Annotated in this window: 19 protein-coding genes; 13 read left to right on the top strand and 6 right to left on the bottom strand. The window is 73.4% G+C overall.

Annotated elements, in window-relative coordinates:
• Nucleotides 1-47: 47 nt before the first annotated feature.
• Genes AC3YO9_RS07090 through AC3YO9_RS07130 form a run of 9 tightly spaced genes read left to right on the top strand, consistent with a single transcriptional unit; the run spans nt 48 to nt 7657 of the window.
• Nucleotides 48-572 carry an MSMEG_0572/Sll0783 family nitrogen starvation response protein gene (locus AC3YO9_RS07090; protein WP_127783683.1) on the top strand — a complete coding sequence of 175 codons (525 nt, stop codon included), beginning with the start codon at nt 48-50 and terminating at the stop codon, nt 570-572.
• Nucleotides 573-586: 14 nt separating this feature from the next.
• The gene (locus tag AC3YO9_RS07095; protein WP_489982664.1) at nt 587-1642 is read left to right on the top strand and encodes an MSMEG_0568 family radical SAM protein; all 1056 of its coding nucleotides are present in this window, start codon (nt 587-589) and stop codon (nt 1640-1642) included.
• Nucleotide 1643: 1 nt separating this feature from the next.
• Nucleotides 1644-3047, top strand: a complete 1404-nt coding sequence (locus tag AC3YO9_RS07100; protein ID WP_489982665.1) for an MSMEG_0567/sll0787 family protein — start codon at nt 1644-1646, stop codon at nt 3045-3047.
• On the top strand, nt 3044-3946 hold the full coding sequence (locus AC3YO9_RS07105; RefSeq protein WP_127783680.1) for a carbon-nitrogen hydrolase family protein: 903 nt from the start codon (nt 3044-3046) through the stop codon (nt 3944-3946). Before AC3YO9_RS07100 ends, AC3YO9_RS07105 begins: the two co-directional genes overlap by 4 nt.
• The gene (locus AC3YO9_RS07110; protein WP_127783679.1) at nt 3939-4244 is read left to right on the top strand and encodes an MSMEG_0570 family nitrogen starvation response protein; all 306 of its coding nucleotides are present in this window, start codon (nt 3939-3941) and stop codon (nt 4242-4244) included. Before AC3YO9_RS07105 ends, AC3YO9_RS07110 begins: the two co-directional genes overlap by 8 nt.
• A complete protein-coding gene (locus AC3YO9_RS07115) occupies nt 4241-5512 on the top strand; it encodes an MSMEG_0569 family flavin-dependent oxidoreductase (protein ID WP_489982666.1) in 1272 nt (423 codons plus the stop codon). Before AC3YO9_RS07110 ends, AC3YO9_RS07115 begins: the two co-directional genes overlap by 4 nt.
• Before the next feature lie 57 nt (nt 5513-5569).
• The gene (locus tag AC3YO9_RS07120; protein WP_489983435.1) at nt 5570-6358 is read left to right on the top strand and encodes a carbon-nitrogen hydrolase family protein; all 789 of its coding nucleotides are present in this window, start codon (nt 5570-5572) and stop codon (nt 6356-6358) included.
• A 3-nt stretch (nt 6359-6361) separates the two neighbouring features.
• Entirely contained in the window at nt 6362-7447 is a 1086-nt protein-coding gene (locus AC3YO9_RS07125) for an MSMEG_0565 family glycosyltransferase (protein ID WP_489982667.1), read from the top strand.
• Nucleotides 7448-7483: 36 nt separating this feature from the next.
• Nucleotides 7484-7657 (top strand): hypothetical protein, encoded by a 174-nt coding sequence (locus AC3YO9_RS07130; protein ID WP_489982668.1) that lies wholly within the window; start codon nt 7484-7486, stop codon nt 7655-7657.
• 297 nt (nt 7658-7954) lie between these two features.
• On the opposite strand, the gene AC3YO9_RS07135 is transcribed toward AC3YO9_RS07130, so the two are convergent.
• From AC3YO9_RS07135 to AC3YO9_RS07145, 3 genes are all read right to left on the bottom strand, one after another.
• Nucleotides 7955-8137 (bottom strand): hypothetical protein, encoded by a 183-nt coding sequence (locus AC3YO9_RS07135; RefSeq protein ID WP_489982669.1) that lies wholly within the window; start codon nt 8135-8137, stop codon nt 7955-7957.
• 219 nt (nt 8138-8356) lie between these two features.
• Nucleotides 8357-9106: a DUF6551 family protein gene (locus AC3YO9_RS07140; protein ID WP_489982670.1), complete on the bottom strand. Its 750-nt coding sequence runs from the start codon at nt 9104-9106 to the stop codon at nt 8357-8359.
• Nucleotides 9107-9393: 287 nt separating this feature from the next.
• The gene (locus AC3YO9_RS07145) at nt 9394-10458 is read right to left on the bottom strand and encodes an HNH endonuclease signature motif containing protein (protein ID WP_489982671.1); all 1065 of its coding nucleotides are present in this window, start codon (nt 10456-10458) and stop codon (nt 9394-9396) included.
• Nucleotides 10459-10609: 151 nt separating this feature from the next.
• On the opposite strand from AC3YO9_RS07145, the gene AC3YO9_RS07150 reads away from it, so the two are divergent.
• A complete protein-coding gene (locus AC3YO9_RS07150; protein WP_489982672.1) occupies nt 10610-10762 on the top strand; it encodes a DUF1427 family protein in 153 nt (50 codons plus the stop codon).
• Entirely contained in the window at nt 10759-11052 is a 294-nt protein-coding gene (locus AC3YO9_RS07155; protein WP_489982673.1) for a DUF1427 family protein, read from the top strand. Before AC3YO9_RS07150 ends, AC3YO9_RS07155 begins: the two co-directional genes overlap by 4 nt.
• Here AC3YO9_RS07155 and AC3YO9_RS07160 read toward each other — a convergent pair.
• Nucleotides 11049-11342, bottom strand: a complete 294-nt coding sequence (locus AC3YO9_RS07160; protein WP_489982674.1) for an MGMT family protein — start codon at nt 11340-11342, stop codon at nt 11049-11051. The genes AC3YO9_RS07155 and AC3YO9_RS07160 overlap by 4 nt on opposite strands.
• Before the next feature lie 4 nt (nt 11343-11346).
• Nucleotides 11347-12129 carry an alpha/beta fold hydrolase gene (locus tag AC3YO9_RS07165; protein WP_489982675.1) on the bottom strand — a complete coding sequence of 261 codons (783 nt, stop codon included), beginning with the start codon at nt 12127-12129 and terminating at the stop codon, nt 11347-11349.
• Between the two features lie 68 nt (nt 12130-12197).
• Here AC3YO9_RS07165 and AC3YO9_RS07170 point away from each other — a divergent pair, with 68 nt between their 5' ends.
• The gene (locus AC3YO9_RS07170) at nt 12198-15587 is read left to right on the top strand and encodes an ATP-dependent helicase (RefSeq protein WP_489982676.1); all 3390 of its coding nucleotides are present in this window, start codon (nt 12198-12200) and stop codon (nt 15585-15587) included.
• Entirely contained in the window at nt 15584-18898 is a 3315-nt protein-coding gene (locus AC3YO9_RS07175; protein ID WP_489982677.1) for an ATP-dependent helicase, read from the top strand. The genes AC3YO9_RS07170 and AC3YO9_RS07175 overlap by 4 nt, the downstream gene beginning before the upstream one ends.
• On the opposite strand, the gene AC3YO9_RS07180 is transcribed toward AC3YO9_RS07175, so the two are convergent.
• Nucleotides 18895-19344, bottom strand: coding sequence for a hypothetical protein (locus AC3YO9_RS07180; RefSeq protein ID WP_489982678.1), 450 nt, complete (start codon nt 19342-19344; stop codon nt 18895-18897). The two genes, AC3YO9_RS07175 and AC3YO9_RS07180, sit on opposite strands and share 4 nt — an antisense overlap.
• Between the last annotated feature and the right edge of the window lie 81 nt (nt 19345-19425).

Here is a 19425-nt window from a genome sequence, read left to right on the forward strand (position 1 = left end):
CTCCAGGCCAGAGCGGATCTGGCTTCCCGCGCACCCAGGAGGCACTCGTGTCGGACATCGACCAGACCATCGCCGAGAACATGCAGCGCTCGCTGGAGGAGATCCCGCACCCGGCACTGCCCAAGGGCACCAACATCTACGGCTCCACCAAGATCTTCCCCGACTACCAGGCCGAGAACGGCGAGAGCTACTTCACCCTGGTGCACGGCATCGCCCACGAGTCCTCGGTGAGCTTCGTGGCGGTGCTGCAGGCCACCCGGGCGCTGCGCAAGGGCTTCGAGTCGGCCATCTACTTCTACGGACCGGGCGCGATGAACGCCATCGCCACCCGCGGCTTCCCCACGGCCGGCGACAGCGGCTTCCCGGGCGAGCAGAACATCAACGACGCGCTCTGCAGCTTCATCAAGGAGGGCGGCACGGTGTTCGCCTGCCGCTTCGGCCTCGCCCTGCACGGCCTGCGCGAGGAGGACCTCATCGAGGGCGTCATTCCCGCGCACCCGCTGGACGTGCAGGACGCCCTCATCCACTACGCCCGCAAGGGCGCCATCATCAACTCGACCTACATGGTCTGAGGCGGTGGCACCCCGTGAGCCTCTCCACCCGAGCTGACCTCGCCGTCCGCGGGGTCCGGCTGCTGGACGCGCCGGTGCGCCGGCGCTCCGGAGCCGGGCCCAGCGACGACGGGCACGTCCTCATCGGCGGCGTGGGCGGCACCATCCCGATCCGCTCCGACAGCCCCTACGAGGTGAGCGGCAACCGCCTGCTGCTCGACGGCACCGACATGGGCGTGGACATCACCCCCGTGCAGCGGCCGCGCTTCTACGACCTGGCCACCGCCGAGGGGGTCTCCTACGAGCAGATCGCCCGGCTGCACGGCACCAACGTGCTGGCCACCACGGTGGTGCAGACCTGCATCCGCTACGACCCGTCGCAGCGCTGCCGGTTCTGCTCCATCGAGGAGTCGCTCAACGCCGGCTCCACCATCGCGGTGAAGCGGCCGGAGCAGCTGGCCGAGGTGGCCGAGGCCGCGGTCCGCCTGGACGGGGTGCGCCAGATGATCATGACCACCGGCACCTCGGCGGCCACCGACCGCGGGGCGCGCCACCTGGCCCGCTGCGTGCGGGCGGTGAAGGCGGCGGTGCCAGACATGGCGATCCAGGTGCAGTGCGAGCCGCCGGGCGACCTGCACACCATCACCGAGCTGCACGAGGCCGGCGCGGTGTCCATCGGCATCCACGTGGAGTCCCTGGACGACGAGGTGCGCCGTCGGTGGATGCCGGGCAAGTCCACCGTGCCGCTGGCGGAGTACCGCCGGGCGTGGGCGGAGGCGGTGCGGGTGTTCGGCCGCAACCAGGTCAGCACCTACCTGCTGATCGGGCTGGGCGAGGACCCCGACGAGCTGGTGGCCGGGGCCGCCGAGCTCATCGCGCTCGGGGTGTACCCGTTCGTGGTGCCGTTCCGCCCGCTGGCCGGCACCCTCGCCGTCGCGGACGGGGCCCAGGCGCCCTCGGCCGAGCTGGTGGAGGACGTCACCCGGCGGGTGGCCAAGGAGCTGCAGGCCGCCGGGATGCTCGGGGCCGACCAAAAGGCCGGCTGCGCGGCCTGCGGGGCGTGCAGCGTGCTGCAGAACGCGGGCGGCTGAGATGACCGTGCTGGACGTGGCGCTGCTGGCCGGGGTGCAGCCCAGCCCGCTGCCGGCCTTCCTCCTCGCCCCGGCAGAGACTCCACAGGCGCTGGCCGCCTACCGGGCGCTGCGGCGGGAGACCTTCGTGGCCGAGCAGGGCCTGTTCACCGGCACCGACCGCGACGACGTGGACGACGACCCGCGCGCGGTGGTGCTGGTGGCCACCGACGGTGCGGGCCGGGTGCTGGGCGGGGTGCGGCTGGCGCCGAGCACCGCCGTGGACCTGGGCTGGTGGGCGGGCAGCCGGCTGGTGGTGGCCGCCGGTGCCCGCCACGGCAGCAGCATCGGCAAGGCGCTGGTGCGGGCGGCGTGTGCGCACGCCGAGGCCCACGGGGTGCTGCGCTTCGACGCCACCGTGCAGCCCCAGCACGAGGCGATGTTCACCCGGCTGGGCTGGACGCGGGTGGGCGATACCGTGCTGCAGGGACGTCCGCACGTGCAGATGCTGTGGCCCATCGACCGGGTGCAGCGGCTGGTGGAGGGCACCAAGGCGGTGCTGGCCGACGCGCTGGCTCCGCTGATGCAGGTGCCGATGGGACTGGGCGGCAGCGGCTTCCGCGGTGACGACGGGGTGCCGGTGCCGGGCAGCGACCTGGTGGCCGCCTGTGACGCCATCGTGCCGGCAATGGTGCAGCGCGACCCGGAGTGGGCGGGCTGGTGCGCGGCGCTGGTCAACCTCAACGACCTCTCCGCCATGGGGGCCACGCCGGTGGGGCTGCTCGACGCGGTCGGCGCGCCCAACCGCTCGGTGCTCACCCGGGTGATCCGTGGGCTGGCCCGCGCCGCCCAGACCTGGGGCGTGCCGGTGCTGGGCGGGCACACCCAGCTGGGGGTGCCGGCCGCGCTGTCGGTGACCGCGCTGGGGCGCACCACGCACCCGGTGCCCGCCGGCGGGGGACGCCTGGGCGACGTGCTGCGGCTGACCGCCGACCTGGGTGGGCAGTGGCGCCCGGGCTACCAGGGTCAGCAGTGGGACTCCACGTCCGGACGCACCGGCGAGGAGCTCACCACGATGGGCTCCTTCGTGGCCCGGGCTCGGCCGGCCGCAGCCAAGGACGTCAGCATGGCGGGCCTCGCCGGCACCACCGGGATGCTGGCCGAGGCCAGCGGGCTGGGCGCGGTGCTCGACGTCGCCGCGCTGCCCCGTCCCCGTGGGGCGGCCATGGGCGACTGGATGACCTGTTTTCCCGGCTTCGCCATGGTGACCGCCGACCGTCCTGGTCGTGCCGTGCCACCGGCGGGGCCGGCCACCTCCGCGGTGTGCGGAGAGCTCACGACCGAACCCGGGGTCAGCCTGCGCTGGCCCGACGGGATGACCACCCGCGCGGTGCACAGCACCGTCACAGGACTGGGAGCAGCATGAGCACCACCGGAATCTCCGTCGCCGCCGCCGAGTTCGGCCGCGACCTGGAGCAGAGCTACGCCACCATCGCCGCGCTGATGGAGCAGGCCCGCGCCGCCGGCAGCCAGCTGCTGGTGCTGCCCGAGGCCTGCCTCGGCGGGTACCTGCCCAGCCTGGGCGGGGGCACCGAGGACGAGGAGGCCCGGCAGCGCCGGCTGGCCAACCTGCCGCCCGCGCTGGAGCTGGGTGGGCCGGAGCTGCGCCGGGTGCGGGAGCTGGCCGGCGACCTGGTCGTCACCCTCGGCTTCTGCGAGGCCGACGGCGACACCCGCTACAACGCCGCGGTCACCCTCACCGGTGACGGCATCCTCGGCTCCTACCGCAAGGTGCACCAGCCGCTGGGGGAGAACCTCTGCTACGCCGCCGGCACCGGCTTCGCCGCCTTCGACACTCCGGTCGGCCGGATGGGCATGCAGATCTGCTACGACAAGGCCTTCCCCGAGGCCGCCCGCGCGCTGGCGCTGGACGGGGCGGAGATCATCACCTCGCTGTCGGCCTGGCCCACGGCGCGGACCTCGCCGGCGGAGACCCTGGAGGCCGACCGCTGGAAGCAGCGCTTCGACATCTACGACCGGGCGCGGGCCACCGAGAACCAGGTGGTGTGGGTGGCGTCCAACCAGGCGGGCACCTTCGGCTCGTTGCGCTTTGTCTGTAGCGCCAAGATCGTGGGCCCCGGCGGGGAGGTGCTCGCCGACACCGGCACCGCACCCGGGCTGGCGTCGGCGCGCCTCGACGTGCAGGCCGAGCTGGCGGCCATCCGCGGCGGCGGCATGTACAACCTGCGCGACCGCCGCCCCGAGCTCTACGGCGACGTGGTGGAGGCCAACCGCGTGGCACAGGAGGTGCTCGCCCATGCCTGAGATGACCTTCACCGTGCAGTGGCCCGACGGCACCTGCCAGTCCTGCTACTCCCCGTCGCTGGTGATGCACGACCACCTCACCGCGGGCGAGACCTACGCGGTGGCGGAGTTCCTGGCCCGCAGCCGCACCGCGCTCAACGAGGCCAGCGAGCGGGTGCGCGCCAAGTTCGGCACGTACTGCACCTCGGCGATGCAGCAGGTGGCCGAGCTGGAGGCCGCAGCTGCCCAGCACGACCCCAGTGCCCCGGTGCGGGTGCTGGCCATGAACCCGGCGAGCGTCCCCGGAGGTGTGCGATGACCGAGCAGCGCGAGGTGGTGGTGGTCGGCGGCGGCCAGGCCGGGCTCAGCATCAGCTGGCACCTGGTGCAGCAGGGGGTGGACCACGTGGTGCTCGAGCGCGACACCGTGGCGCACGAGTGGCGGGACAGCCGCTGGGACAGCTTCACCCTGGTGACGCCGAACTGGCAGTGCACCTTGCCCGGCTACTCCTACGCCGGCGACGACCCCGACGGGTTCATGACCCGCGAGCAGACCTACGACTTCGTCCGCGGCTACGCGGAGAGCTTCCCGGTGCCGCTGCGCGAGGGCGTGACGGTGACCTCGGTGCACCAGGCGGCCGACGGCGGGTTCGACGTGGACACGACCGCGGGGCCGATCCACTGCCGGCAGGTGGTGGTGGCCACCGGCGGCTACCACCTGCCGGTGATCCCGCGGCTGGCCGAGCGGCTGCCTGCCTCGCTCGTGCAGCTGCACTCCTCGCAGTACAAGTCCGCGGACGCGCTGCCGCCGGGAGAGGTGCTGGTGGTGGGCAACGGCCAGTCCGGTGCCCAGATCGCCGAGGACCTGATGCTCTCCGGGCGCACCGTGCACCTGGTGACCGGCAGCGCCCCGCGGGTGGCGCGGTTCTACCGCGGCCGGGACTGCGTGGCGTGGCTGCACGACATGGGCACCTACGACGTGTCCATCGCCGAGCACCCCGGCGGGCTGGCCAAGCGGGAGAACACCAACCACTACGTCACCGGCCGCGACGGCGGGCGCGACATCGACCTGCGCGACTTCGCCCGGCGCGGGATGAAGCTGTACGGGCGGCTGCTGGAGGTCACCGACGACACCCTGCAGCTGGCGCCCACGCTGGGCCGCTCGCTGGACGCCGCCGACCAGGTGATGGAGTCCATCAAGGACTCCATCGACGCCCACATCGAGCGCGCGGGAATCGACGCACCGACGGAGCCGCGCTACCAACCGGTGTGGACCCCGGAGCGCGAGGTGACCGAGCTGCGCCTGGACGAGGTCGGCGTCACCTCGGTCGTCTGGTCCATCGGCTTCCGCACCGACTACCGGTGGCTGCACGCCGGGGTCTTCGACGGCGAGGGGCGGCCCTGCCACCAGCGCGGGGTGACGGCCGTGGACGGGCTGTACTTCCTGGGGCTGCCCTGGCAGCACACCTGGGGCTCCGGCCGCTTCGCCGGCGTGGCCCGCGACGCCGCGCACCTGGCCGAGCAGATCCTCGCCGCCGCGCCGGTCGGCGCTGCGCCGGTCGGCCCGTTGCACGCGGCGCTGGCCTAGGCCACCGTGCGGCTGGCCGCGCTGGCGGGGCACTTCGGCCGCGACGTGGGGCGGGCGATGGTCAAGCTGGAGACCATCCTGGCGGCGGCGGTCGACAGCGGCATCGACCTGCTGGTGCTGCCGGACGCCTGCCTGGGTGGCTACCTTTCGGACCTGCGGCGCCCGGATCCCGACGAGCTGCCACCTCCGCTGCGCGCGGACGGCCCTGAGCTGGCAGCCATCAGCGCGATGGCCGGCCCCATGACGGTGTGCATCGGCTACACCGAGCTGCACGAGGGGCGCCGCTACAACGCGGCGGCCTGCGTCACCGGCGACGGCGTCCTGGGCAGCCACCGCAAGGTGCACCAGCCGGCCGGGGAGTTCCTGGCCTACAGCGCGGGCGACAGCTTCTCGGCGTTCGACACCCCGGTGGGGCGCATGGGGATGCTGATCGACTACGACAAGACCTTCCCGGAGGCGGCCCGCACCCTTGCGCTGGACGGCGCGCGGATCATCGCGGCGCTGTCGGCGTGGCCGGCCAACGTCACCGACCGCACCGAGCGGTTGCCGCAGGACCGGCAGTCGCGACTGTTCGACCTGTATGACTCGGCACGCGCGGCGGAGAACCAGGTGGTGCTGGTGTCGTCCAACCAGACCGGCGTGCAGGGCGGTCTGCGGTTCCTCGGCCAGGCCAAGGTGGTGGGTCCGGGTGGGGACGTGCTGGCCCGCACCGGGACGAAGGGCGGGATGGCGGTGGCGGAGGTGGACGTGGACACCGAGGTGGACCGGGCGCGGCGGGTGCTGCGGCACCTGGACGAGCGCCGGGTGGACACCTACCGGAACCTGCTGGACGAGAAGGAAGGCTGAGCTGTGCGCATCGCGCTGATCACCTACTCCACCAAGCCGCGCGGCGGTGTGGTGCACACCTTGGCGCTGGCCGAGGCGCTGGCCCGTGCCGGTGCGGAGGTGTGGGTGTGGACGCTGGGCCGCGGCGGCGATGACGCCTTCTTCCGCCCGGTGGATCCGGCGGTGCACGTGCGGGTGGTGCCCTTTGCCCCCATCGACGGCGAGGACGTCGGCGATCGCATCCTGCGCTCCATCGCGGTGCTGGGGGTGGCGTTCACGCCTGAGGACTACGACGTGGTGCACGCGCAGGACTGCATCAGCGCCAACGCCGTGGGCCGGTGCGTGCGCACCATCCACCACCTCGACGAGTTCGCCACACCCGAGCTGGCCGCCTGCCACGAGCGGGCGGTGGTGGAGCCCTACGCGCGGGTCTGCGTCTCGGCGGCGGTGGCCCGCGAGGTGCAGGACGGGTGGGACCTGACGCCCACGGTGATCCCGAATGGTGTTGACGCGCAACGCTTTTCCGATGGCGCCGCGGATGTTGCCGGCCGGCGGCGGTGGGCGGAGGAGCTGGGCGAGTACGTGCTGGCGGTGGGCGGCATCGAGCCCCGCAAGGGCAGCATCGACCTGGTGGAGGCGTACGCGCTGCTCGCGCGGGAGCGGCCGGGGCTGAGCCTGGTGTTCGCCGGCGGCGAGACGTTGTTCGACTACCGCTGGTACCGGGAGGCGTTCGACAAGCGCTGCGCCGAGCTGGGGGTGCAGCCGCGGGTGCTGGGCACGGTGGCCGAGGAGGAGCTGCCGTCGCTGGTGGCGCAGGCGTCGGTGTTCGCGTTCCTGTCCACGAAGGAGGGTTTCGGGATGGCGGCGATGGAGGCCCTGGCCGCGGGCGTGCCGGTGGTGGCGCGTGACCTGCCCGTGCTGCGGGAGGTGTTCGGCACCACCGTGGCCTTTGCCTCGACCCACGCGGAGATGGCCGCTGCCCTGGCCTGGCCGGGCGGAGATCGCGCGGCCGGGCGCGAGCTGGCCCTGCGACACAGCTGGGACGACGCGGCGCGGGCGCACCTGGACTTCTACGCCGCGCTCGAGCCGCACGGGGCCACCTCGAGGTGAGGCAGTCCAGGGACTGGTGGCCCTGCGTATGAACTGATGCTTGCTAACCTGTGTGATGGTGAGCGCGTCGCGGTCACCGTCTGTCACGTTGACGGACTGATCCGGAAGTCGATTGAGCTGGAGCAGTTCGTCAAGGTGCTCGAAACGGCACGGGTCGCGCACCTCCGGTTCGTGGTGGGGGACGCTAACTTCGTGACGGGCGACGGTTGATAGTGATGCGTATCCAGGGTGCGGTGGCGGCCACGGAGTCCGCCGACAAGAGCCGGCGAGTCAAGCGCAAGCTGGATCAGGTCGCCCAAGCCGGGATGCCACACGGCGGGAACCAGCGTCCCTTCGGCTACGACGCGACCAAGATGGTCGTGACTGACGAGGAGGCAGCAGTAGTCCGACAGTTGGTGGCTCGGTACTTGGCGGGGGACTATTCGCGCTCGCTGACTGCATGGTTGGAGGAATCCGGGGACCATGCTTGCACCTAGTCCGCCGTCAGATTCGAGTTGTCGGCCATGGTCAGGACCACTGCGCCCAGATCGCGACGCCACCTCGCCAGTCGGGCACCTCGGCCGAGGACCAACGATAGGACGGGTCCGCCCCGAACATCTCCGACGCCTGCGCGACCATCTCGTCCGCGCTGCGCCCCATCAACCGCACCGCGGACGGCTGGAAGCCCTGTGCCTGGTCGTAACGATGCAACCCGGCGGGACGGTCATTACCGAAGGACTTTGCAACATTCTTGGCGATATAGCCGACGGCCTTCCGGGCCTCTTTTCGAGCTGACCCGCACCGACACCGAGGTCACTGATCAGCTTGATATTGAAGGTCCACGGCGTCCCGAGTTATGTTGCTAGTTCGAGTCAACAAGAGGGGCCGCACCCTTACGGGTGCGGCCCCTCTTGGCGGCCTGTGTTCGGATCAGGTGACGATGCGGTTCTTCGTCTTGCCCTTGTTCCAGGCCTGCACCATGAGCGCGTAGCAGGTCGAGACCCGCGAGCCAGTGCCGCTGTTGTGTAGACCGCCGCCACTAGCGCGAGAGTGCACCGCTCCGATCCACTGCTGGGCGGTCCCACTCTTGGCCAACTTCGATGACAGAGAATCGTCGTCGACCAGGTCACCGTGACGGCCGATGAACTGGGCCAGACCCCCCAGCAGAACCCCGTCCCAGGTGGCCGCGTTCCGTCCCCAGGCAAGCTCCGCGATGGTCAGGACACGATCCAGGATCTCCGGGCCCTCACCGTCGACGATACGAAGAATGCCGGCGACTGCACCCACGCTGTTCGTCGAGGTCGACCCGATGTCCAGGCTGTGGTCGGTCAGCACCTTGTCGGTGTCGACGAACAGCGGCAGACCCGCTGTGAGCCCGACCTTGTACTCGTCCAGGGCGTTGGGCTTGTTCGACTCACGGTTCTTGATCAGGAAGAGAACCGCTTCCTCCATGACCGTGAGGTCGTGGTGCACCTCTCCGATGATCTTCGACAGCCCCCGCAACTGCTTGGCGCGGGTGCGGTGCATCCCGTCGACGATCATCTTGCGTCCGTCGGCCCGCTGCGACACGACAACGGATCCGATGGCCTCCTCGACCATGTTGTCCGCGATTCCCTGGGCGCGCTTCTCGTTGAGCGTTCGCTGCGCCTGCGGATCGACTTCCAACTCGTCTACGGACAACTCCACCCCGTAGTCAACGGGGTGGGAAGGCAACGTGTACGCGTAACGCGTTCTAGCCATGATGGATCTCCTGACTACGTCCTCAAGGGGAGCGGCTCTCGAATGGCCTGGGGTGAGGATCGCAGGGCTGACTGTACGCACATCTTCGCCAAATCGGCATACGTTCGGCATTCTTTCACGGAAAGATCTCGGATCTTTTGCGCTCCACGCCACGCAGAGTGTGAGTCTGCTCCTGCGCGTCCACTCTCGCCGGGGTTTGGGGGCGTACTAGCGACTAGTCAGTTTGTCTAGCGCGGTGTCGCAGTGTCCGCCCAGTGGATGATGTGGTGGGCGTGGCACCAGCCGGGGGGTCGGCCGCAGCCGGGGAAGGCGCAGCCGCGGTCGCGGGCGATGAGTGCCCTGCGCAGGCCACCGGACACGACGTAGGTGGTGCGTCCGACGTCGAGGGGTGCGCCGTTCTCGTCCAGCGTCATGGGGGTGACTTCGGCGTCGCAGGCCAACCGGCGGGCGGCGGCGATGGACAAGGGGCCGAGGAAGGTGAGCTCGGCGGCGGGGCCATGGCGGGCGGCGAGGGCGTCGGCGCGCACGTGCAGGTTGAGGTGCGGGCGGGCGTAGCCCTCCCCGGGCACGCAGGCGTGGTCGGCGGCCCGGCCGAGCAGGTCGACGAAGGCGTCCCCGAGGCGTTTGGCCGGTGACCGGGTGTCACGCTCGCCGTCGTCGGCGGGGCGCGGCTTGGCTAGCGGTGAGAGCACGGAGCGGGCGAGCTCGGCGGCTTCGGTGTCCAGCCAGCCGGTCACCTTGTGCAGCCCGTCGCCGCAGTCACTGATTCGTAGTTCTCGCCGCGCAACGGCGTGTTCCTCGGTGAGCTCAGCATCGTCGGGGCAGATGCGTGCCAGCAGGTCGCGACCGCGGCGATTCAGCGCCTGTGGGTCCTCCAGGCGGGCGGCGTCCAGCAGGTAGGTGCGGCACGCGTCCACCCCGTCATCGGGAAGGTCGTCGGGCAGCTGCTGCAGCACCCGCACGATTACCTCCGCGTGATCAGTGGAGATCACACCGCGCTCCAGCGCCGTCGACACGTCCGGCAGCCGGCTCAACGCCAGCCCGAGCCGCACCATCCGCGACGCCGCGGCAGGGGCAACCCGCGTGGCGTCGGTCAACCAGCGCGCCGAGCTCGACGCCCCCTGCTCGATGGCCACACCTCGGCGATCGATCTCTGCCACCGTGCGCAGCTGCAACCCCTGCAACGCCGACACCCGCCCGCTCAGCGCCACCGCGAACGGCAACAGCTCGTCGGACCCCAGCCGCCACAGCTCCACCCCAGCGGGGTCTGCGAGGGCACCGGCCATGTCCATGAGTCGAACACTAGTTCGAACCACCGACAAGTTCGGTGGTTCCGCAAATGTGGCCGAGAAACCCGCCCCAGCTCGCGGCGTACGGTCGAGTGCGCCGGCCAGGCGCGGCTGCGGCGGCGCCGGGAGAACCTCCGGGGCGAGGTGGGAACCGATGGTCACCTACATCCAGTCGTTGCTCGCGGGCGTGCTGATCGGTGCGCTCTACGCCCTGCTGCGGGTGAAGTCGCCGGCCCCACCGATGGTCGCGCTGGTCGGGCTGGGCGGGATGCTCGTCGGCTACAGCTTCTGGGACAAGGTGGCATGACCAGCGTCGCCGCGCGGGCCGGGCAGTCCGTGCTCACCCGCCTCTACCTCGTCCGGACCGGCGAGTTCTGGCGCGGCACCGCGGTGCGCTACGTCGGCTCCGCCCTGGTCGGCGTCCTGGCCGGGATCATCTACCGCTCGCTGGACATCAGGTCCCCGGCCCCGCCCTGGGTGGCACTGGTGGGACTGGTCGGGATCCTGCTGGGTGAGTACTGGATGGGTACGGCGCTGAGGCGCACGTGGCCGTGGCGTCGCGGCAGGCGAATCGAGGTGCCGACTGACGAGAGCTAGTCCCCGAACGGCCACCGCGCGGCGCTCAGCACCACCCGGCCGTCGCGGATCGGGGCTCCCTCGGCACGCAGCCGCTGCAGCTGTTCCTCGCTCTTGTGCGGCGCCGGCCGGCCTGCGGCGTTGACCACCCGGTGCCACGCCAGGTCGGCGGAGTCCTTGGCCAGGATGCGTCCAGCCAGTCGCGGTGAGCTCAGCCCGGCGGCATCAGCCAGGTCGCCATAGGTGGTCACCCGACCCGGTGGCACCTGCTGGAGCAGCTCCCGCACCCGTTCCACCTGTTCCTCGTTCACCGGCTCACTGCTCCACCAGCGCCGCCCGCACCAGCTCGGCCACCACCGCCGGCTGCTCCTGCTCCACCATGTGCCCTGCGTCGAGCACCTGCAGGCGCAGCGCGTCCCCGAGCACCTCGCGCCAGCCCTCGAGCGTGGCGTCGGTGAGGTAGGGCGGGTGCACCTGCCCGGCCCGCAGCACGACCGTGGGCATCCCGGCCGGCGGGGCGACGCTCGGCCGGGCCAGCTCGCTCCACGACGCCACCATCGCCGGGGTGGACAACCGCCAGGTCAGGCCGCCCTCGGCCCGCTCCACCAGGTGCTGGGCCACCTCGGCGTCCACCGCCGCCTGCGGGGCCGCCGCCCAGTCCTTGCGCTGCTGCGCCCGGGCCTGCTCGGCGTCGGCGAACACCGGCGGCGCGCACGCGGCCTGGGCGCACTCCAGCGCGGCGCCGGCGGGCACGGCCATCGCCGGGTCCAGCAACAGCAGCGCGCGGATGCGGTGCGGCACCGCGCGGGCCAGGTGCACCGCGATGGCGCCGCCGTAGGAGTGCCCCACCAGCACCACCGGGGCGGGGTCCAGCTCCGCCAGCACGGCGCACAGGTCGGCCACGTGCTGGTCGATGGTCCACGGTGGCCGGCCGGGGGAGCGGCCGTGCCCGCGCAGGTCGGGTGCGACCAGGTTCACCTCGGGCAGGTGCTCGGCCACCCCCCACCAGCGCCCGCCGTGACCGGTGACCCCGTGCAGGGCAAGGACGGTGGGGCCGGACGGGCTTCCGTGGTGGTGCAGGTGCAGCGGCGAGGACATCCCCGGAGTCTGGCAGCCCGCCCCAGCCCGGCGGCGAAGCTGTCGGGGGTCCGTGTTTACCTAGCCGCGTGGTCAGGACGGGGGAGCGGCAGCGCAGCCGCCTGGTGCGGGCACCGGCCGTGGCGCACCCCGTCCGGCACTGGGACGGGGAGGCGGCCCAGCTGCTCGACGGTCTGCCCGCGCCCCGGGCGGCGTGGGCGCCGGTCTCGGTGCTGGGTGGTCCCGGCACCGGCAAGACGTCCCTGCTGGTCGACCTGGCGGTGCGGCGACTGCGCACCCCGGGGGTCGACCCGGAGTCGGTGCTGGTGCTCACCGCCTCCCGCCGCGCCGCGCGGGACATCCGGGTGCAGGTCACCGCCGGGCTGGCCGCCGCCGGCGTGGGCGGTGCAGGCGCGCAGACCGTCCGCGAGCCCCTGGTGCGCACCGTGCACTCCTACGCCTTCGCGGTGCTGCGCCTGCAGTCGGCCGCACACGACAACCCCCCGCCCCGCCTCATCACCGGCGCCGAGCAGGACGCGGTGATCCGGGAGCTGCTGCGCGGGGAGATCGCCGACGGCGCCCCCGGCTGGCCGGACTCGCTGCGCCCCGCCCTGGGGATGATCGGGTTCGCCCGCGAGCTGCGCGACCTGTTGCTGCGGGCCGCCGAGCGCGGGCTGGCCCCGGAGGACCTCGTCAAGCTGGGGCGCACGCACAAGCGCAAGGAGTGGGTGGCCGCCGGGCGCTTCGGGCTGCTGTACGAGCAGGTGCTGCTGCTGCGCAGCTCGGTGGGCATGGAGGCGCCGCAGGCCAGCGCCCCCGCGGTGGACGCCGCCGGCCTGGTCTCCGGCGCGCTGGACGCCTTCGCGGGTGATCCGGAGCTGCTGGCCGACCAGCGCGCCCGGGTGCGGCACCTGTTGGTGGACGACGCCCAGCACCTCGACCCGCACGCCGCCGAGCTGGTGCGCCAGCTGGGCGCCGGGGCCCGCGAGGTGGTGGTGGCAGGCGACACCGACCAGGCGATCTACGGCTTCCGCGGCGCCGACCCCACCTTCCTGGCCGACCTGCCCGCCCGGCACCGGGTGCTGCTCACCACCAGCCACCGCTGCGCCCCCGCGGTGGCCGACGTGGTGTCCCGGATCAGCTCGCGGCTGCCCGGCGCCGCCCCGCAGCGCGGCCCCGCCGCCCGCACGGACGGCCCCGCCGGCCGGGTGCAGGTGCGGCTGCTGCGCACCGTGGCCCAGGAGGCGGCGCATGTCGCCGACACCCTGCGCCGCGCCCACCTGATGGACGGCGTTCCCTACGCCGAGATGGCCGTCATCGTGCGCTCCACCACCCGTGCCCTGCCCGCGCTGCGCCGGGCGCTGCTCTCCGCCGGAGTGCCGGTGCAGGTGCCCACCACCGACCTGCCCCTGGCCCGGCAGCAGGCGGCGCAGGGGCTGCTGCTGGCCCTCACCGCCCTCACCGCCGACGACGACTCGGTCACCTTCGACGACGAGGCGGCCCTGGCCCTGCTCACCTCCCCGTTCGGGGGCGCCGACCCGGTGTCGCTGCGCCGGCTGCGTCGGGGCCTGCGGCGGGTGGAGCTGGCCGCCGGCGGTGACCGCGACTCCGCCGAGCTGATCCGGGAGCTGCTGCTGGCCCCCTCCGCCGACTCCACCGCGCGCAACCGTGCCGACGACCCCCTCACCGCGCTCACCGCCGCCGAGGCCGAGCCGCTGCGCCGGGTGCAGCGGGTGCTGGCCGCCGCCCGTGCCGTGCTCACCGCCGGCCGCGGGGTGGAGGAGGTGTTGTGGGCCGCCTGGCAGGCCAGTGCCCTGGAGCGCCGCTGGGTGGCCGCGGCCGCCCGCGGGGGAGCGGCCGGTGCGCAGGCCGACCGTGACCTCGACGCGGTGGTGGCCCTGTTCGACGCAGCTGCCCGCTACGTCGACCGGCTGCCCGCGGGCAGCGTGGCCGGGTTCGTGGAGTACCTCAGCGAGCAGGAGCTGGCCACCGGCGGCACCGACGCGCTCACCGCGGCCGGCACCACCGACGCGGTCACCGTGCTCACCGCGCACTCCGCGGCGGGGCGGCAGTGGCACACCGTGGCGGTGTCCGGGGTGCAGGAGGGGCTGTGGCCGGCGCTGCGCAGCAAGGGCAGCCTGCTGGGCACCGAGCAGCTGGTGGACATCGTCGCCGGCACCGACCCGGCGCTGTTCGACACCCTCTCGCGCACCGCGCCGCTGCTGGCCGAGGAGCGACGACTGTTCCTGGTGGCGTGCAGCCGCGCCGCGCACACCCTGCTGGTCACCGCGGTGAACAGCGCCGCCGGCGACACCGACCTGCTGGCCTCCCGGTTCGTGGACGAGGTGTCCGGCCTGGACGCCGACTCGGTGGACCCCGACGAGCCCGACCCGCGGGCGGCGCCGGTGGGCCGGGCACTGGTGCTCGGTGAGCTGGTGGCCGACCTGCGGGCCGTGGTGTGCGACCCGGAGGCCGACGTCGACCGCCGCGACCGGGCCGCCGCACAGCTGGCCCGCCTGGCCGCCGCCGGAGTGCGTGGGGCCCACCCGGACAGCTGGTACGGGCTCGGCGAGACCAGCACCGCCGCGCAGCTGTGGCAGCCGGGCGACGGACCCGTCCCGGTGTCACCCTCCACCGTGGACCTGCTCAGCACCTGTCCGCTGCGCTGGCTGCTGGAGCGCCACGGCGGCCAGGACGGCTCCGCCACCGCGGCGGTCACCGGCACCCTGGTGCACGCCCTGGTGCAGGCCATCGCCGAGAAGGCCAACCCCGACGAGGTGGACGCCGCCCTGGAGCGAGCGTGGACCGCCGTGGACGTGGGTGCGCCGTGGTACTCCCGACTGGAGCTGGAGCGCACCCGCGGGATGCTGGAGACCTTCCGGCAGTGGTGGCAGCGCAGCCGCGCCGACCTCACCGAGGTGGCGGTGGAGGTGGACGTGGACGTGCTGCTGCGCGGACGCCCTGGCACCGGCACGGAGAGCAGCCCAGCAGAGCCCGAAGCGCCACACGAACCTGAAGCGCCAGCCGAAGCAGACCAGGGCGCCGCCGAGCTCGAGGTCCGCGTCCGCGGCCGCATCGACCGCCTGGAGCGCGACGCCCTGGGCCGCCTGGTGGTGGTGGACGTCAAGACCTCCAAGAACCCGGTCACCGCCGACGCCGCCGCAGAGCACGCCCAGCTGGCCACCTACCAGGTCGCCGCGGCCGAGGGCGGTGTCGCCGAGGTCAGCCCGGACGCGCCCTCCGGTGGGGCCCGGCTGGTCTACGTGGCCAAGGCGCACGCCAAGCAGGGCGCCACCCAGCGCAGCCAGCCCGCGCTCACCGACGAGACCCGCGCCCAGTGGCGCGGCCGGGTGATCGACGCGGCCGCCGCCACCCAGGGACCGGGGTTTCTCGCCGTGGTCAACGACGGCTGCACGCACTGCCCGGTCAACGGCTCCTGCCCGGCCCAGGACTCCGGCCGCCAGGTGGGTGGGTCATGACCAGCACGCTCACCCGCACGCCGCGCATCGGCCCCGCCGAGCTCACCGCCGCCCTGGGCCTGCCGCCGCCCACCGACGAGCAGGAGGCGGTCATCGCCGCGCCGCTCGGTCCGGCGCTGGTGGTGGCCGGTGCCGGGGCCGGCAAGACCGAGACCATGGCCGCCCGCGTGGTGTGGCTGGTGGCCAACGGGATCCTGCCGCCCGACCAGGTGCTCGGCCTCACCTTCACCCGCAAGGCCGCCCAACAGCTGGCCTCGCGCATCCGCACCCGGCTGCACCGCCTGGCCGGCACCGACCTGCTGCAGCGGGTGGACCCCAGTGGCGAGCTCACCGCCCGGGTCCGCGCCGCCGAGCCCGAGGTCAGCACCTACCACGCCTACGCGGGTCGGCTGCTGGCCGAGCACGGGCTGCGGCTGCCGGTGGAGCCCTCCGCCACGCTGCTCAGCGAGACTGCCTCGTGGCAGCTGGCGCACCGCGTGGTCAGCACCTGGGGCCACGACCTGGAGACCACCGCCGTGCCCGGCACCATCACCGCCCGGCTGCGCGACCTCGCCGGTCAGCTCGCCGAGCACCTGGTGGAGCCGGAGGCGCTGCTGGACAGCCGCACCGAGCTCGACCGGCTCATCCACACCCTCCCGCCCGGGCCCAAGCAGCGGGGCGGGCCCACCAAGCCCCTGCTGCGGGTGCTCGAGGCGCAGGACCAGCGGCTGATCCTGCTGCCCCTGCTGGAGCGGCTCGCCGAGACCATGCAGCGGGAGTCCGCCCTGGACTTCGGCAGCCAGATGTCGCTGGCCGCCCGGCTGGCCCGCGAGCACCCCGAGGTGGGGGCCGCCGAGCGTCAGCGCTTCCGGGCGGTGCTGCTGGACGAGTACCAGGACACCGGCCACGCCCAGCGGGTGCTGTTGACCTCGCTGTTCGGGGGCGGGCGCGACCCAGAGCTGGCGCTCACCGCGGTGGGTGACCCCATCCAGTCGATCTACGGCTGGCGCGGGGCGTCGGCGGCCAACCTGCCCCGCTTCGCCACCGACTTCCCGCGCAACCGGGCCGGCAGCCCCGCCCCGCGCAGCGAGCTGCTCACCAGCTGGCGCAACCCCGCCGAGGCGCTGTACCTGGCCAACGGCATCTCCGCCGAGCTGCGCGCCACCGGGGTGCCCGTGTCCGAGCTGCGGGCCCGCCCCGGTGCGCCCGCCGGCGACGTGCGCGCCGCGCTGCTGCCCGACGTGGCCACCGAGCTCGGCTGGGTGGCCGGGCACGTCGCCCGCACCTACCGCGAGGCCCGCGCCGCCGGCGAGCCGGTGCCCACCGCCGCCGTGCTGGTCCGCCGCCGCGCCGACATGGCCGGGGTGGCCGACGCGCTGCGCGCGGAGGGGCTGCCGGTGGAGGTGGTCGGCGTCGGAGGACTGCTGGACACCCCCGAGGTGCGCGACGTGGTGAGCGTGCTGCGGCTGCTGGCCGACCCGCTGGCCGGCAGCGCCGCGGTGCGGGTGCTCACCGGCGCTCGCTGGCGCATCGGCGCCGCCGACCTGCTCACCCTGTGGCGCCGCGCCACCGAGCTGGCCGTCCGCGGCGGCGGACCGGCGGAGGAGGGGCCGAGCACCCTCACCCACGTGCTGGAGTCGGCGATGCCGGTGGAGGACGCCGAGGTCGCCGGGCTGGTGGACGCCCTGGCCGACCCTGGCCCCGCACACCGCTACTCCACCCACGGCTACGCGCGCATCGCGGCGCTCGGCGACGAGCTGGCCGCCCTGCGCGAGCGGCTGAGCCAGCCGCTGCCCGAGCTGGTCGCCGACGTGGAGCGGGTGCTCGCGGTGGACATCGAGGTGGGGGTGCACGGGGCCGGTGGCCGAGCCAACCTCGACGCCTTCGCCGACGTGGTCACCGGCTACGCCAGCAACACCCCCACCGCCACCATCGAGGGGCTGCTCAGCTACCTCGCCGCCGCCGAGGACGCCGAGGACGGGCTCACCCCCGGCGAGGTGGAGGTCGACCCCGACCGCGTCCAGGTGCTCACCGTGCACGCCGCGAAGGGCCTGGAGTGGCAGGTGGTGGCCGTTCCGCACTTGAGCGACAAGGTGTTTCCCACCACCAAGCGCTCGTCGTCGTGGCTGCTCAACCCCACCGAGCTGCCCTCCCACCTGCGCGGCGACGCCGCCGAGACCGACGGTGGCGAGGGTGTGCCGGTGCTCGACCTCAGCCGCTGCTTCGACCGCAAGGAGCTGGAGGACACCTTCACCGCCCACGAGAAGGCGGTGGACGCCCGGCGGCTGCAGGAGGAGCGGCGCCTGCTGTACGTGGCGCTCACCCGCACCGAGCACACCCTGCTGGTGTCCGGGCACCAGTGGGGCAACACCGGCAAGGACCCGCGCGGACCGTCGGAGTTCCTCACCGCGCTGCACGACCTGGTGGCCGAGGTCGGCACCGTCGAGCACTGGGCACCTGCCCCGGAGGAGGACGCGGAGAACCCGGTGCTCAGCCAGGTCCGCAGCGCCGTGTGGCCGGCCGACCCGCTCGGCGCGCGCCGTGGGGCGGTGCAGGCCGGGGCCGCACGGGTGCTCGACGCCCTGGCCGCCCAGCCGGTCGCCGAGCAGCAGGCCAGCGCCGCACCCGCCGGCGACGACCCGGACGGAACCACCGAGCGCGACGACCCCGACGGGTGGATCGCCGACGTTGACGCGCTGCTGGCCGAGCGCAACCGGCGCCAGGCCACGGTGAGCGACGTGGCCCTGCCCACCCAGCTGTCGGTCAGCCAGCTGGTGGAGCTGGCCGCCGACCCCGACGCGCTGGCCCAGCGGCTGCGCCGGCCGCTGCCGTTCCCGCCCAACCCGCTGGCCCGCCGAGGCACCGCGTTCCACGCCTGGGTGGAGCGCCGCTACGGCGCCACCCGGTTGCTGGACATGGAGGACCTGCCCGGCTCCGCCGACGCCGACGCCGTGCCCGAGGCCGACCTGCAGCAGCTGCAGGACGCATTCCTCGCCTCCAGCTGGGCGCAGCGCCGCCCGGTGGAGGTGGAGGTGCCCTTCGAGACGGTGCTGGCGGGCACCGTGCTGCGCGGGCGGATCGACGCGGTGTTCGCCGATGCCGACGGCGGGTTCACCGTGGTGGACTGGAAGACCGGCGCGGTCCCCGAGCCCGCCCGCCGCCACGCGCTACAGGTGCAGCTGGCGGCCTACCGGGTGGCGTGGGCCGAGCTGGCCGACGTGCCGCTGGAGCGGGTGCGGGCGGCGTTCCACTACGTCCGCCACGACGAGACGCTGGCGCCGACCGACCTGATGGATGCCGACGACCTGGCCCACCTGCTCGCCGGCAGCTAGCTCGCGTCCGCCTCCTTGGCGTCCGTCTCCTTGGCGTCCGAGCCTGAGTCGTCAGAGTCCGAGGAGCCCGACCCCTCGACGTCGTCGGCGAACGCCGTCCCGGCCACCGTCCCGCCGGTGCCCGGCACCACCACCGTCGGTCGCGCCCCCGGCTCGTAGCGGTCCTGCAGGTTGGCCACCTTCTTCTCGGCGTCCTTCAGCGTCTCCGGGTCCACCTCGGTCTCGGCACTGCCGGACTCGCCGTCCGACTCGTCGCCGGAGTCGCTGCCCGAATCCTCGGACGACGACGCGCCATTCTTCGAATTGCCGGACTTGTCCGAGTCAGTGGCCGTGTTCGGCTCACTCGTCGCGGCGGAGCTGATCACCGCGCCGCGCTCCCGATCGCTTTCCCCGGACTCGGATCCATCACTGCTCTGCGACATTTCCGATTGCGTCTCGCTGCTCATCGCAAACCTCCACCCCGTCGTGGCGGGCACGGGCGACAGTGCCCGGCGTGTGCCGCATCACAGGGTGCGCCTGCAACGCCG

It is taken from the genome of Rhodococcus sp. Z6_132 (genome assembly GCF_058133635.1).